The organism is Treponema bryantii NK4A124, assembly GCF_000421345.1.
Classification (GTDB): domain Bacteria; phylum Spirochaetota; class Spirochaetia; order Treponematales; family Treponemataceae; genus Treponema_D; species Treponema_D bryantii_B.
This window is the reverse complement of the sequence record NZ_ATWV01000003.1, coordinates 275,901-290,702: the sequence shown is the minus strand read 5'-3', so window position 1 is coordinate 290,702 and position 14,802 is coordinate 275,901. Positions and strand designations below refer to the sequence as shown.

At 38.8% G+C, this 14,802-nt stretch carries 13 protein-coding genes and 3 tRNA genes; 7 read left to right on the top strand and 9 right to left on the bottom strand.

What is annotated here, in order from left to right; translation table 11 throughout:
- Window positions 1–11 precede the first annotated feature (11 nt).
- From G626_RS0104470 to G626_RS0104435, 8 genes are all read right to left on the bottom strand, one after another.
- Window positions 12–1,163: a glycosyltransferase family 4 protein gene (locus G626_RS0104470; RefSeq protein ID WP_022931591.1), complete on the bottom strand. Its 1,152-nt coding sequence runs from the start codon at window positions 1,161–1,163 to the stop codon at window positions 12–14.
- Between the two features lie 3 nt (window positions 1,164–1,166).
- Complete coding sequence (locus tag G626_RS0104465; RefSeq protein ID WP_022931590.1) at window positions 1,167–2,306, bottom strand: DEAD/DEAH box helicase; 1,140 nt, start codon at window positions 2,304–2,306, stop codon at window positions 1,167–1,169.
- Between the two features lie 28 nt (window positions 2,307–2,334).
- Entirely contained in the window at window positions 2,335–3,609 is a 1,275-nt protein-coding gene (gene clpX, locus G626_RS0104460; RefSeq protein ID WP_022931589.1) for an ATP-dependent Clp protease ATP-binding subunit ClpX, read from the bottom strand.
- 90 nt (window positions 3,610–3,699) lie between these two features.
- Window positions 3,700–4,299 carry an ATP-dependent Clp endopeptidase proteolytic subunit ClpP gene (gene clpP / locus G626_RS0104455; RefSeq protein ID WP_022931588.1) on the bottom strand — a complete coding sequence of 200 codons (600 nt, stop codon included), beginning with the start codon at window positions 4,297–4,299 and terminating at the stop codon, window positions 3,700–3,702.
- Between the two features lie 192 nt (window positions 4,300–4,491).
- A complete protein-coding gene (tig, locus tag G626_RS0104450) occupies window positions 4,492–5,856 on the bottom strand; it encodes a trigger factor (RefSeq protein ID WP_022931587.1) in 1,365 nt (454 codons plus the stop codon).
- 86 nt (window positions 5,857–5,942) lie between these two features.
- Window positions 5,943–6,014: transfer RNA gene (locus G626_RS0104445), tRNA-Gly, on the bottom strand.
- Between the two features lie 34 nt (window positions 6,015–6,048).
- Window positions 6,049–6,120 (bottom strand) — tRNA-Gly (locus tag G626_RS0104440).
- Between the two features lie 24 nt (window positions 6,121–6,144).
- A tRNA-Leu gene (locus G626_RS0104435) sits at window positions 6,145–6,224 on the bottom strand.
- 88 nt (window positions 6,225–6,312) lie between these two features.
- Here G626_RS0104435 and G626_RS15390 point away from each other — a divergent pair.
- The 6 genes from G626_RS15390 to G626_RS0104405 are packed head-to-tail and all read left to right on the top strand — an operon-like array spanning window position 6,313 to window position 13,616.
- Complete coding sequence (locus G626_RS15390) at window positions 6,313–7,836, top strand: adenylate/guanylate cyclase domain-containing protein (RefSeq protein ID WP_022931586.1); 1,524 nt, start codon at window positions 6,313–6,315, stop codon at window positions 7,834–7,836.
- A gap of 45 nt (window positions 7,837–7,881) precedes the next feature.
- Entirely contained in the window at window positions 7,882–8,778 is an 897-nt protein-coding gene (locus tag G626_RS0104425) for a Wzz/FepE/Etk N-terminal domain-containing protein (RefSeq protein ID WP_022931585.1), read from the top strand.
- A gap of 12 nt (window positions 8,779–8,790) precedes the next feature.
- On the top strand, window positions 8,791–10,239 hold the full coding sequence (locus tag G626_RS0104420; RefSeq protein ID WP_022931584.1) for an ABC transporter permease: 1,449 nt from the start codon (window positions 8,791–8,793) through the stop codon (window positions 10,237–10,239).
- Window positions 10,236–11,510: an ABC transporter permease gene (locus G626_RS0104415; protein ID WP_022931583.1), complete on the top strand. Its 1,275-nt coding sequence runs from the start codon at window positions 10,236–10,238 to the stop codon at window positions 11,508–11,510. The genes G626_RS0104420 and G626_RS0104415 overlap by 4 nt, the downstream gene beginning before the upstream one ends.
- A gap of 29 nt (window positions 11,511–11,539) precedes the next feature.
- The gene (locus G626_RS0104410; protein WP_022931582.1) at window positions 11,540–12,349 is read left to right on the top strand and encodes an outer membrane lipoprotein-sorting protein; all 810 of its coding nucleotides are present in this window, start codon (window positions 11,540–11,542) and stop codon (window positions 12,347–12,349) included.
- A gap of 1 nt (window position 12,350) precedes the next feature.
- Window positions 12,351–13,616: a hypothetical protein gene (locus G626_RS0104405; RefSeq protein ID WP_027726978.1), complete on the top strand. Its 1,266-nt coding sequence runs from the start codon at window positions 12,351–12,353 to the stop codon at window positions 13,614–13,616.
- 10 nt (window positions 13,617–13,626) lie between these two features.
- Here the strand turns inward: G626_RS0104405 and G626_RS0104400 are convergent, their stop codons facing one another.
- Window positions 13,627–14,355 (bottom strand): ABC transporter ATP-binding protein, encoded by a 729-nt coding sequence (locus G626_RS0104400; RefSeq protein WP_027726977.1) that lies wholly within the window; start codon window positions 14,353–14,355, stop codon window positions 13,627–13,629.
- Between the two features lie 36 nt (window positions 14,356–14,391).
- Here G626_RS0104400 and G626_RS0104395 point away from each other — a divergent pair, with 36 nt between their 5' ends.
- A complete protein-coding gene (locus G626_RS0104395; RefSeq protein WP_022931579.1) occupies window positions 14,392–14,796 on the top strand; it encodes a hypothetical protein in 405 nt (134 codons plus the stop codon).
- Window positions 14,797–14,802: the final 6 nt, after the last annotated feature.

Sequence of the window (14,802 nt, the reverse complement as noted above, 5' to 3'; positions counted from 1 at the left end):
TTTTAATTGTATTAAAAGTTAAAAATACTTGCCAGAGTCTGATTAACCGTTTCTTCCCAGTTAAAATCTTTGGCCCAGACAATGCCGTCTGTAATCATGTTATCGCGGAGTTCTTTGTCTTCTGTGACTTTCTGCATATTCAGGGCCAGCTGGTCTATGGCATCTGTTTTATCCGGATTGTAGTAGAGGGGAGCGGTGCCACCAATTTCTTTTAACGCCCCCTTGTCGCTGCAAATTACCGGGATTCCACAGGCCATTGCTTCGAGGATTGGAAGTCCGACTCCTTCGTTTACAGAAGGAAAAAGGCAGGCTTCTGCACCACCGTAAAGGCGGGCAAAGTTTTCATGAGGGAAAAAGCCTGTAAGAAAAATGTCACTTGCAAACTGAGAATCAAAGGCTGCCTTGTGAATCTCTTCTGCATAAGGTCCGTCGTTTCCTGCCAGAACCAGGCGGTGTGGGGCACCAGTATTTTTTTTAAAAAGTTCAAAGGCTTTGATGAGTTCTATGTGTTTTTTTTCAGGGCTTGAAAGAGTAGATCCATAAACAAAATAAGGACGCTTAATTGCAAAAGGTTTTATATCTACAATTTCATCTTCAAAAATATCTGCCATAGGGAAGAAAAGCTTATGGTCAATTCCGTTATGGATTACATTGATTTTCTCAGCAGCAACACCAAGCTTTACTAAATCATCCTTTATAAAATTAGAAGCAGCAATCAGTTTATGAGCGTGAAGAATTCCTTTTTTCAGCTGATGTCGGGACTTTCTGTCCATTTCGGAAATGTCCGAAGACATGATGCTGTTGATTACTGCGACTCCAGTGTGTCCCTTGAATTTTCGAGGCAGCATTTTGTTTGCACTAGGGTAAATAACAGCATCGTAGCCGTGCTTTTTGATAAAGCGGTTGGCATGATATTTATACCAGCGACGAAGGGCCTTTGGAGTTTCCAGCAACTTAATTGCAGAATAAGGAATATCCGTTCCGGAAGTATAGGTGTAGCGGTCTTCTTCAGTACCAAAAAGCTCAAGTTCTATATTGTGCTGAGAGAGAAAATCTCTTGGAAGATTTGAAATAAAATATAATATATAAGAGCCGAAGCCTGATTTTCCATGGTCTCCGCCAAGGGTATCTATTGCAATTTTGATTTTTTTATTTTCTGACATTTTTTAATCCTGATTATCATCATCGTATACAGCAGGGTTTACAACCTTACCGCTGCGAATTTCCTTTGGATAAACGGTAATGCCGAGTTTTTTTTCAAGCTGGGCAAAGTGCCGCATTTCCCATTCGTCTCCGATAACGACATTTATTCCAGATTTTCCGGCACGGGCAGTACGTCCGCTTCGGTGGATAAAGAAATCTTCATCCTGTGGAAAATCCATTTGAATTATATGTGAGATTTCTGGAATATCCAAGCCCCTGGCAGCCAGGTCGCTTGTAATGAGGATTTTTTCTTTTCCGCTGCGGAAGCGGTCTATGGCAGCCTTACGCTTCTGCTTGTCGGTTTTAGCGTGAAGGGCAGCGCAGGCAACTTTCTTGTAAGTCAGCTTATTGTAAATGTTTTCAACCTGATCTGCGCGGGAAGTAAAAATGAGGGCCTTTGTAGGATTTTCAGCAGCCAGGAATTTTCTCAGCGTGTCAATTTTATCCCGGTTTTCTGCGTAGATTGCCCAGTGGGTAATGCGCTTTCGAAGTACATCCTCCGGAGGCATAACTACGTTTTTTGCATCGGCAAAAAAGATTTTTGTCTGTTTGCTTAGAGTTGCGGTACAGGCAATGATTTGAGTGCCGGCCGGGAGAAGGTTACGGAAGTTAGATGTATCTTCTACAGATTCCTTTTTTACAAGGCGGTCTGTTTCATCAAAAACTGCAGCCATAAGGCCTTCAATCTTAAGCTTTTTAAGATGAATGAGCTCAACAAGGCGGGCAGCAGTTCCAATTATGATTTCAGGTTTTTCTTTTAGAGTTTCAATCTGGCGTTTAAGAGGAGCCCCTCCAATCATAAGGGCAGATTTGTGAGTAGTAACTGATTTACAGGCCGAGTTGATTTGTGATGCCAGTTCAAAGGTCGGGGCAACTACAATAATTCGCACCCGCTGGTGGTCATCCAGAGTTTCCAGCCTGTTGATAAGGGGCAGCAGGTAAGCAAAGGTTTTTCCGGTTCCTGTTTCAGATTCAAAAAGCAGGTTTTCGCCCTGCATAATGCGGGGAATTACCTCTGCCTGTACAGGTGTAGGTGAAGTAATTCCGAGATTTGTGAGACTTTGCTTTAAGTTTTCTGAAAGGTTAGAAAAAACATCTGCCATGGAGGAGAGCCTCGCGTAGCTTATGAGCCTATGCGCTTTCGATAGAAGCTGTGTCTGTCTTTATAAGACTTTCAATGTTCTTTTCTTTACCCTGAACAATCTTCTTTGTAACGGTAAAGGTTTTCTTTCCCTTAATATCAGGAATCTTGAACATTACGTCCATAAGCATTTTTTCTACGATTGTGCGGAGACCACGCGCACCGGTTTTCTGTCGGATTGCTTCGTCTGCAATTTCTTCTATGGCTTCTTTTTCAAATACAAGCTTAACATCATCAATGTTGAAGGAAGCCTGGAACTGCTTTGTAATTGCGTTCTTAGGTTCTGTGAGTACGTTTACAAGATCGTCGCGAGTGAGTTCTTTGAGGGCACAGGTAATAGGCATACGACCAATAAGCTCTGGAATCAAACCGAACTTTACAAGGTCATCCGGAGTAACCTGATTCAAAAGCTTCATCTTGTCTTCATCAGACATCTGGCCAACTTCTGAGCCAAAGCCCATTGCGTGAGAGGAAACACGCTGTTCAATAATCTTATCAAGACCAACAAAGGCTCCTCCAAGAATAAAGAGGATGTTTGTTGTATCAATCTGAAGCATTTCCTGGTTTGGATGTTTTCGTCCGCCCTGAGGAGGAACGCTTGCAACTGTACCTTCAATAATCTTCAAAAGTGCCTGCTGAACGCCTTCACCGCTTACATCGCGTGTAATCGAAGTGTTCTCGCTTTTGCGCGCAATCTTATCAATTTCATCAATAAAAATAATTCCACGTTCTGCGGCTTCAATGTTTCCGTCTGCGGCGTTAATGAGTTTCAAAAGAACGTTTTCAACATCTTCTCCAACGTAGCCGGCTTCAGTCAAAGTTGTTGCATCTGCGATTGCGAATGGAACCTTAAGGCGCTGTGCAAGAGTGCGGGCAAGAAGTGTTTTTCCGCTACCTGTTGGTCCAATCAAAAGAACGTTAGATTTTTCGATTTTTACAGCGTCCTCTGCGGCCTGAGCTGCTGCAGAAACTGACATTCTTTTATAGTGGTTGTAAACTGCAACAGAAAGTGTCTTTTTTGCTTCTTCCTGACCTACAACGTAAGAATCAAGATATTCCTTAAACTCACGTGGAGTAGGTACATCTTTAAGTTCAATAGGAGTTACATCTGCTTCCTGCTGATCTAAAATTCCCTGACAGATTGCTACACACTTATCGCAGATAAAAGTATTTCCGCTTGGGCCTGTAATAAGCTTGCGGTCTTTACCGGCTGTGCTTCCGCAGAAAAAGCAGAATACGTCATTATTGCTTCCAAATCGTTTCATATTATTCTCCAAACCTAACGTCATTCCGAACTTGTTTCGGAATCTATTTTGACGAGATGCTGAAACAAGTTCAGCATGACGTGAGGTATTTTATTTACGTGCAGGCATAACCTGGTCGATTACGCCGTAATCAGCTGCTTCCTGTGCTGACATAAAAAAGTCTCGCTCAATATCTTCTGCAATTTTGTCTGTGCTCTTGCCAGTATCTTTAGCAAGATACTCTATAGAAAGCTTCTTTAATCTGATGATTTCTTTAGCCAGAATGCTGATATCACTTTCCTGACCTTCAACTCCACCACGTGGCTGGTGAATCATAACACGGCTTGAAGGAAGGGCATAACGCTTACCCTTTGTTCCGCCTGCAAGAAGAATTGCGGCCATGCTTGCAGCCTGACCCATACAGATTGTCTGAATATCGCATTTTACATATTTCATTGTATCGTAAATTGCAAGGCCTGCTGTAACTGCTCCTCCTGGAGAGTTGATGTAAATGCTTATATCTTTTTCAGGATTTTCTGATTCGAGGAAGAGAATCTGAGCTACAACGAGGTCTGCCATTGCATCGTTGATTTCTCCGTCAATAAATACGATTCTGTCTTTTAAGAGTCTTGAGAAAATATCGTAAGTGCGTTCTCCGTTTCCTGTTTTTTCAACAACGTAAGGAACCAGTGTGTTCATCTGTTCGTTCATAAAATCCCCTTTATTTTACAACAAGTGTATCATTATAAATATACTGAATTTTCGAGCAATTGGGTAGTAGAATAAGTTAAAAAAATACGGTGGTTTCGATAAACCGCTTGCGCGGCACTCAACCACCGTATTTTTCTATAACTGGTGGTTGAGTGATGCGAAGCATCGTATCGAAACCACCTGTTTATACTATTAATAAGCCATTCCTGAGTTAGCAAAGAGGTCTTTGAAAGACATCTTATCGCCCTTAGAAACCTTTACTTCCTTATAGATTTCGTCGTAAAGCTTGTTTTCTTTAGCGTCGTCAATAAGATATTCCTTAGCGCGAGGATCTTCGTAGTGCTTCTTAACTTCTTCTACAGTCATTCCGCCTTCTTCAGCAATCTTAGCATACTGTGCTTCGATTTCTTCTGGAGTTACGCTGATGTTGCGGTCACGGATGAGGCAGTCTACGATGATGCGGCTCTTAAGCATTTTTTCGCTGTCGCCAGTCCACTGCTGGAGCATAGCTTCCTTTGTCTGACCAGAAGCAGTAATCATCTTGTCCAGCTGTTCTGGAGTTGTCTGGAACTGCTGAGCCATCATTCTCCAGCGGCCATCGAGCTCTGCCTGAAGCATAGATGCTGGAATATCGAACTTGTTCTTTTCAACAAGCTGCTCGAGGAGAGAGTTATTTTTCATTTCCTTTACGCGGCGGCTTGCAGCAAGCTCCATGTTCTTTTTGATGTCAGCTTTCATATCATCGAGAGTCTTATACTTCTCGTTGCAGTCCTGAGCAAAGTCATCATCGAGGGCAGGGAGGTCGCGAAGCTTAACAGCCTTAATTGTTACGCGGATTTTCTTTGTTTTTCCGGCGAGTTCTTCATCAGGATCATCCTTCTTGTATTTCTTTGTGATGTCCTTAGATTCATCCTTTTTCATACCGATGATTTCGTCATCAATTTTATAGATGTTTTCGCCGCTTCCAACTGTGAATACGAAGTCAGAGCGTTCTGTACCTGCAATAACGTTTCCATCATCATCAAGTTCAGAATAGTTGATTGTTACGATATCATCTTTTGCAACAGTTGCATCCTTCTTTTCGATAACCATTGCATTTCTTTCCTGCATACTCTTAAGTTCATCAGCGAGGTCGCTATCCGAAATAGTTACCTGAGGCTCTTTTACATTTACGCCAGAGAAGTCTTTTACGGATACCTTAGGGAATACGTCGTAGTGAACTGTGTAAGTAAGATCCTTTGTCATATCGAGTTCTGGAGCCTTGTCCATAACTGGCTGTGAATAAGGAAGAGGGCGGTTATCAACTTCTTCCTTGAAGATTTCGTCGAATGACTGGTCAATAAGAGTTCCGATTGTGTCGGCTTTGATAGAGTCTCCGTATTTGCGTTCCAAAACATTCTGAGGTACATGACCTTTACGGAAACCAGGAATCTGAGCGTGTTTTACATAATTTGCAAGTGTTGATTTGTAAGCGCTCTCTACTTCTGCCTTTTCAATTGTTACAGTAAGCTCAACTGCCGATTTTTCAAGAGTTTTAAATTCTTTCTTGAGTTTCACTTTTGTCTCCTGTGAAAGCCGCGCACGGCTAATGTGATTTACAAAAAAATAGAGACACAAGAAATTGCGTCTCTATATAAGATTTAAGCGGAAAACGGGAGTCGGACCCGCGACATCCACCTTGGCAAGGTGGCGCTCTACCACTGAGCTATTTCCGCATTATTCTGTATTACAGGCAAACGCCTTTAATCGAGCGGAAAACGGGAGTCGGACCCGCGACATCCACCTTGGCAAGGTGGCGCTCTACCACTGAGCTATTTCCGCAAAAATCTTTTTGTAGTCTTAAAGTGCGGGGGGAGAGACTTGAACTCTCACGCCGAAGCACCAGATCCTAAGTCTGGCGTGTCTGCCAATTCCACCACTCCCGCGGGTGATTTCTCATTCAAGTCTTGCGACTACGGAAAATTAGAATATAGAAAACTTTGATTTGTGTCAATAGTATGATATAATAAAATCATGGAATTAAATAAAAAGTTTATAGCAAAGATGACCCGCATATACGGCCTTATAGTTTTAATATCAAACGTAATTGCCGTTATGGTTCCTGAGCTTATTTCAATTCCTGTTCTGGATGAAGAGAATAACCGGATCTGGGAAGACTTTCTTGCTCATAATAATCTCGCACCGATTGCAATGATTTTTGCTTTTCTTGTACCAACCCTGGTATGTATTATTTATTCCTATCGTATTTTCAAATCAGATGAAAAAATAGTAAAAAACGTAGCAGAGATTCCTTCTGTTTTTTCACTTTCTTCTGTAATTGGCTGGAATCTCTACTATTTCATTGAAATTCCTTTTGTTCTTTATGCCCGAGCCCAGTTTGGAATTTACATTAAAGCAATTCTTATTTCCAGCTGGGCTTTTGCCCTTTTTTCCGGCATGACAGCCTGGACCCTTTCTTATCTTGCAATTGAGATTTTAAATCGAACTATATTATTGCCAAAGGTCTTCCCGGAAGGTCATATAAGCAGAAACGGCTTTTCATTCAGACCATCCTTTAAGCATCTTATGCTTTTCTGTTATATTGTATCTTCACTTTTTCCTGTAGTAATTCTCCTTTCCAGTTATATTTCTGTTCAGGTTAATAACGGACTGGAGCTGCATAGCGGGGTAATTATTGTATCTGTACTTCTTATGATAATTGCCTTTGTTATTACTATCAGTCTTTCAAAACTGATATTGAATCCGCTTAAAAATCTTACGGAAGCTTCAAAAAGGATTCAGAAGGGGGACTATAAAAGCCGGGTAGGTATAGTTACATCAGATGAGCTTGGTGAACTTGCCGACAGCTTTAATGATATGGCTGATTCCCTTGCAGAAAAAGAGTTTATGCGGGATACCTTTGGTAAGGTTGTGGATCCGGAAGTAAGGGACTATCTTATGTCTGGTGCGGGAAAAGCTTCATTGGGAGAAGCTCTTGGTGGCGAAACCCGTGAAGTTTCTGTTCTTTTCTGTGATATCAGAAGCTTTACTGCTATGAGTGAAAAGATGGCTGCAGCAGATGTTGTGTCACTTCTCAACAGATATTTTACGGCTCTTGGAAACTGTATTACAAATCATCATGGAATTATAAACAAGTATATAGGCGATGCTATTATGGCAATTTTCGGAGCACCGGTTGCCTCTCAAAACAGTGCAGAAGATGCTTTTGAAGCAGCCCTTGATATGAGAAAAGCTCTTATAGAAATCAATAAAGAATTTAATAAAGATGGTCTGCCGGAAATTAGATTTGGAATAGGTATTCATACCGGCCCTGTTTTTGCAGGTACAATCGGGGCAGAAACCCGTATGGAATATACTGTAATAGGCGATACTGTAAATACTGCCAGCCGTCTTGAATCTCTTTGTAAAACTTATACAACAGATCTTTTGATTTCCGAAGCTTCAGCAGAAAAACTGGCAAATTTTCCTGAATTGACCTTTGTTGCAGAAACCCAAATCCGCGGAAAAACGGAATCAATGAAAGTGTATTCCTGCTGATTTTTATATAGAAAAGATTAAGCGAAGATGGTATAATAAATCATTATGAGCGAATTTGAAAATAATACACAGTTAGCTGAAGATGATGAAATCAGCCTTATTGATTTGTTTTCTGTACTTATCAAGCACAGATTTATGATTATCGCAGGTACTATTTTAGTTGCCATCCTTGGTATCTTTTATTTATTCGGATTACCAAAACTCATGAAATCTGCGGATAAGCATGAAGTTACAATCGAATATACATATCAGATAGATTCATTGCCACCATCAATTGAACAGCAGCTTGGTTTTAATGATCAGAGACAGAAAATCGTTGTAAGCCTTGCAAATTATAATATGACTCGTCTTACATTCTTAGCCCAGGAAGTTAAAAAGTATAATCCTTTTGGCGTAGATTTAGATGAAATGACACCATACCAGTACAACGGATTTATTCAGGGCCTTGTAAAAAACAAAATGTTTAAGGTTGAAATCTCTCCAATGCAGACTGAACTTAAAGTTACTATAACAGTACCTGAAACAAATGTTGCTGTTGCTAATCAGATGCTTGCTGATATGGCAAATGATACAACTAAAGAGATTGAAAATTATCTTTTCCCAAAAATTGATGCAATCGATAAAGCGGCAGAAGATTCTCTTGCTCTTGTTATGCCTGACGATACTTCATCTTCTACACAGAAGCTTAAAGATACACAGGTTCAGATTAAGAACTTTAGAACAACCTATTCAGGCTTCCTGACTTCAGCTGGTGAACCATTTATTCTTCTTGAACCTCTTGGACGTCTTAAGAAATTAGTTATTCTTGTTTTTGCTGCATTCTTTGTTTTAGTTTTTGTAGCCTTCCTTTTGAACGCTGTTGAAAATATTAAAAAGGATCCTGAAGCAAGTGGAAAAATTAAGACAGCATGGGATGGCGGTAAAATAAGCAAAAAGAAATAAGGCTGGAATACTTTGCTCCTTAAGCTTGCATTAAAAAACGTAATTTCCCGACGGTCTTCTCTTGTTATAATTCTTTTTATAACTTTTGCAGTTAGTCTTTTTTGCCTTGCCAATGCTGTTTTTGACAGTACAGAGCAGGGCGTACAGACTAACTATGTTGCAAGCTTCACCGGAGACTTTATAATTCGTCCAAAATCAAAGTTTCAGCAGAGTCTTTTTGGAGATGAAACTCCTGTAACCGGCGAACTTACCACTCTAAGTACAATTGTTCCCTACGAAAAAATCATAGAAACCATCGAAGCTATGCCGGAAGTTGCCGGTACAACAGGTCAGATTTCCGGAGCAGCTATGGCAGAACGTTCCGACGGTGCCAACAGAGTTCCTGCCTATGTTTTTGGAGTAGAGGGAGAGCCTTATCTTTCTTTAATGAAATCTATTCACCTCTTGAGGGGAAAGCCTTATGAACACGGACAGCGCGGTGTAATGCTTTGCTCTCAAATGGCAGAAAAGCTTGGCGTTGATGTAGGCTCTACAGTTCAGTTTATAGTTTCAGACGGACCAAACTACAAAATTCGTGCTGCAGATGTAACGGCAGTCTTTGAATATGAAATCTATAACGAGATTTTTGGCCGCTTTGTTATTGCAGATCCTATAACTATCCGCTCACTTCTGGGAATCACAGAAGTCTTTTCATCAGATTCATATAATCTTAGTGAAGAAGCAACAAATCTTTTTACCGAAAATAACGATTTTTCAGATTTTGATGATTTATTTGATGATGTTTCTGATTATGATGAAGCATTAATCCAGACAGACTCTTCTGAGGAGGAGGAAATTGTAACAGAAACTACTTCAGAAGATCTTTCAGAAAGTACAAGCTGGAATTATTTGATAGTAAGATTAAAAGATGCAAAAGATACAAAGAGAATTATGAAAAAGATTTCCAGAATCTTCCGGAAAAACGGTTGGCCGGTACAGGTTGCAGACTGGCGTCATGCTGCCGGAAGTACAGCTCTTTATCTTTTCTGGATGCGTAAAATCTTTAATATTGGCATTGTTATTGTACTTGCAGCCGGTTTTATTATTGTAAATAATACTCTGGTAATTAATATTCTGGACAGAACGCGTGAAATTGGAACTCTTCGGGCTATAGGTGCAAAAAAGCGTTTTATTTCACTTCAGTGTATGACAGAAAACCTCATTCTGACTATAACAAGCGGAATTCTTGGAGTTCTTGCAGGTAATATAGGTACACATTTTATAAATAAAGCTCATATAGTTCTTCATAATTCATTTCTTGTACAGCTTTTTGGTGCAGAGGCCATAAGTGTTCATGTAAGCAGTGGAAATGTTATTAAGCTCTTTATTCTGGTTCTGGCCCTTGCTTTATTAGGCTGGATTTATCCTGTAATTAATGCTCTTAAGGTTAGCCCTGTAGATGCAATTTCGGGGGCAAAATGACAGATGAACTGAAAATGGGCTTACGTTCCCTTATTTATCGCAGAAAACAATATACATCTTTATTTTGTGCCTGCCTTTTTGGAGTAGCAGTTTCATTGTTTTGTCTCTATGCTGTAAATGGTATGCTTTCTGCACTCGAAGATAAGGCACGTATTTATTATGCCGGAGACTTGCAGTTTATAGGAGGCTGGGGTGTAGATCAGCCTGTTTCCAATACAGAAGAACTCGTTTCATGTTTCCCTGAAAACTCAATTATTGCAGAACGTTATGAGCTCGATGCTGATTATGCTGCCTTTTATTTTGAAGGTACCGGCGTTAGACAGAGGGTAATTAAAGGCGTAAATTTTGAAAAAGAGAAAAAGCTTTTCGACAGCTTTAATTATGTTGAAGGTTCTGCAGAAGGGCTTTACGGAACAAACGGAATATTACTTTCTGAGCCAATAGCAAAAATGCTGGAAGTACATACTGGTGATGAAATTACCTTTATGCTGCGTAATTCAGGATGGCAGATAAATACCGTTCCCCTGATTGTAAAAGGAATCTTCCGTGATTCCAGTCTTTTTGGAATGTATACTTCTTATATGGATAAATCCTTGCTTTGTCAGGCTTATGGATATCCGGAACATCTTTGTAATCGAATTGGGATAATGCTTCCAGACGGAACTCCTTCAAGAAAAGAACTGGATACTTATCAGGCTGCTCTTTCTGAAAAGTTTAATATGTATAAAATTGTAGAAGATAAGCAGGAGTATTATGACAATTGTCTTTACAGGGAAAATCAGCCTTATGCCCTTATCAAGCTAAGTGCAAATCTTCAGGAAATACAGATAATTATTGATGCTATGAAGGCTATTGTAGCCTTTGTTATCGTAATGCTTTTAATCATAATTGTTACAGGCGTAAGTTCTACCTTCCGAGTTATTGCCATGAAGCGTATAAACGAAATTGGTATTTACAAAGCAATAGGAATGAAGAGAATGAGGATTTACGGAATGCTTATGACGGAAACTCTTTTACTGCTGACTGCTGGTTGTATTGCAGGCTTTTTCTTCTCAATTCTCTTAAATGCAGTAACAGGCCTCATAAACTTTTCATTTATTCCGGCATTTGATATTTTCCTTGTTAATGGTAAGATGAAGGGAATTATTTCTTTTGAATATTTTGTATTGATTTTTGCGGCTATAGTTGTAACTACAACGATAGCTGTTATGTTTGCAGTTAAGAAGTCTGTTTCTGTTACTCCATGTGAGGCTCTGGCAGTTACAGAATAGAATTAATTGCATTTTATGGAGATTTTTATATGAAAAAACACGGATATCGTTATATTACAGCTCTTCTTTTTTCTTTTTTTGTTCTCGGAATCTGTCAAAGCTGGGCTTTAAGCCAGGCAGAATATGAAAGTCTGCTAAAAAGGGCAGAGAATAATACTGCTTTTTATGAAACTGATTTTAAAGGAAACTATACTGTAGTCCAGAATAAGCCTGGTGAAGGACAGAATGTTACAGAAGCTGTTATGTATCGCCGTGATAAAACAGGTTCATGGACAATTCTTGTAACAGGACCTGCAAAAGAAAAAGGAAAGGGTTATCTCCAGTTTGATAACAATATCTGGTTCTTTGATCCGGCTGATAAACGCTTTACCTTTACAAGTGCAAAAGATAAGTTCCAGAATACAAATGCAAATAACTCGGACTTTGCTCCTCAGCATTATGCAAGGGATTATTCAATAGAAAAAGCAGAAGAAGTAACTCTTGGAAAAATGAATTGTGTACTCTTTACTCTTAAAGCAAAGGTAGACAGTGTAGATTATCCTATGCTCAAACTCTGGGTAACAAAGGATGATGGACTTGTGCGCAAGAAGGAAGACTATTCATTGAGCGGACAGAAACTTCGTACAACAGCCATTCCATCTTATCAGCTGATAAAGGCAATAGAGAATAATTATTCAATTCCGGTATCTATGTTGATACAGGATAATCTCAAAGGTAAAAAAATAGGTGGTAAGGTTCAATACGAGCAGACTCAGATAACAATCAGAAATGTTGTTTTTGAAAAAGTTTCTGATGCAGTATATACAAAACCTTATCTTGAAATGAACAGTGCTAAATAAAATGAAAAAAGCTTCCATATTGTTTTTAGTTTTTTCTCTCTTTTCCGCTTCATTAATTGCCCAGGATTTAGAGACGGATGAATCTGACTTGAACGAGTTTGATTCCATTGAAATTGATGACTTCGATTCAATTTTTGATGATGCAGAAGATGTTGAAGAAGCTATAGTAACAGAAGATTCTGAAAAGCCTGTACAGGTAGTTGCTTCTGCCTTTTCTTCTATGGTGCATTTTTCCGGAAGCTTTTCTGGTGATGTCGGACTTATTTACCTGCACAGAAAAAATGTAGATGAAGCCGGAAATGAAAAAAATGACGACTATAATGGGTATTTTTCATTAAAAAATGTATTAAACATGTCAATTGTTCCGAGTGATATCTTTTCTGTAAGGGGAAGCCTTGAAACCGGAATTGATAACGGATTTTCACTGGCAGTATCATCATTATATTTTAATTATCTTCTTCTTAATCGCCTTTACATATCAGCAGGTAAAAAAGGAATTTCCTGGGGTAATATAAGACTGTTTAATGGTGATTATTATGGCTGCGAAGTACATACAAGCTGTCTTTACAGTACCGGACCAAAACATGCAGATATCTTTGGAGAAGATGGTGCCCCACTTGCTCTTGATATACGTTATCCATGGGCCTGGGGTACATTGACCCTTGCTGCTACAGGATATCCGGGAGCTTCTGTAAGACCAAGCAATTTTAATTACTATGCTTCAATTGAATTTTCTCTCTTAAATACCAACTTTAATCTTTATGTAAAGCGTCCTGCAAAGAATACTGTTCCTGTAAGAACAAATCTTGCAGGTCTGGAAGTAAAACGTACAATTCTTGGTTTTGATGTTTATGGCCAGGGAATTGTCCGTGTAAAAGACATTCATAACTTAAATAGTTCAGCAGGTTATGATTATATTGTTGCCACAGCAGGTTTATACAGACTTTTTGATGCTTTTGATCCTAATATTGGTTTTAATATTGAATATCAGTATGAATATAGCCCGGAAGCAGAATATGTGCATAGTAATCGTATTGCCTTCGAAGGTGGCTTAAAAAGACTTGGAAAAAACAAAAATATGAAGCTTGGTCTTATAAGCCATTACAGCATAACTGAAAAGCATGGATTTACTGCCTTGAATTTTATTGTATCCGGAATATTGCCTTATGCAGAATGGTCTAATAAGATTGGAGTAGGCTATGGTTCAAAATATGAAATACCAGCCTTCCTTGCAAGTTCTTCAATAGCTCTTTCTTTAGATTATTAGCAGAAGAGTATTATTCTTCTACAACTTTACCGTCTCTTATTTTAATAACCTGTGTAGCCATGTTAACTATTTTCTGGTCGTGAGTAGAAAAGATAAAGGTTGTTTTAAGTTCGTGATTTAATTTCTGCATCAGTTCGAGAATCTGATCTCCGTTTATTGAGTCAAGATTGGCAGTAGGTTCATCAGCAAGAATGATTGGACATTTTGTAACAAGGGCGCGGGCTATTGCAACGCGCTGTCTCTGGCCGCCGCTGAGCTCACTAGGCTTATGTTTTTTCCAGTTTGTAAGTCCAACGGTTTCAATAAGATAATCAACCCATTCTGTCTGTTCTTTTTTGTCCATTGTCTGCATGGCAGGGGAATTACCAAGATGTAAAGGAATTACAATGTTTTCATAAACATTAAGAACAGGAATAAGATTAAAGGTCTGAAATACAAAACCAAGAAGGTTGCGTCTGTAGTCTGTAAGCTTTGAATCTATTGAAAGTGGAATTCTATGAGTTTTGCTTAAATTAATGTCTTTATAAATATCAATATCATTGATAATGACTGAACCTGAAGATGGCAGGTCTGTTAATCCTATAATGTTTAACAGGGTGGATTTACCTGAACCGGAAGGACCTGAAATTGCACAAAAACTTCCCTGATTGATAGAAAATGAAATGTCATCTACTGCTTTTACAGAGACTTTATCCATCTGATATATTTTGCTTACATTCTTAAGTTCTACAATAGCCATTGTCATATTATAGAATATTTCTTATAATTTATAAAGATGTACAAAAAAAACATTTTCTCACTTATTCTTTTTTCTTCTCTTATGCTTCTTTCTTCATGCTGGATTTATCCTGATTATAAGGAATATGAAATAATTGATAATATTTATTTTTTTGATGATTATGAAACAATGAAATCTGTGATAATTCCTATGATTAATAAATCATTTACTGACTGGCACTGGAGTTCGGAAGAATTTGATAAAAAATATGAAAAGTACTTTGGTAACATGGATGCAAATGAAGAAGATATAGTCACTCTTTCAGAATCAAAATATTTCTATGCGGTAAGAAATAAGAAATCGACTGCTAATCTTGAAACAAAAGAACAAAAAGCAATCAAGTCTGAATACTTCTGGATAACGACGAAAAATAATGAAGCTGTAATTTTTTATCAGCAGTAACAAGGG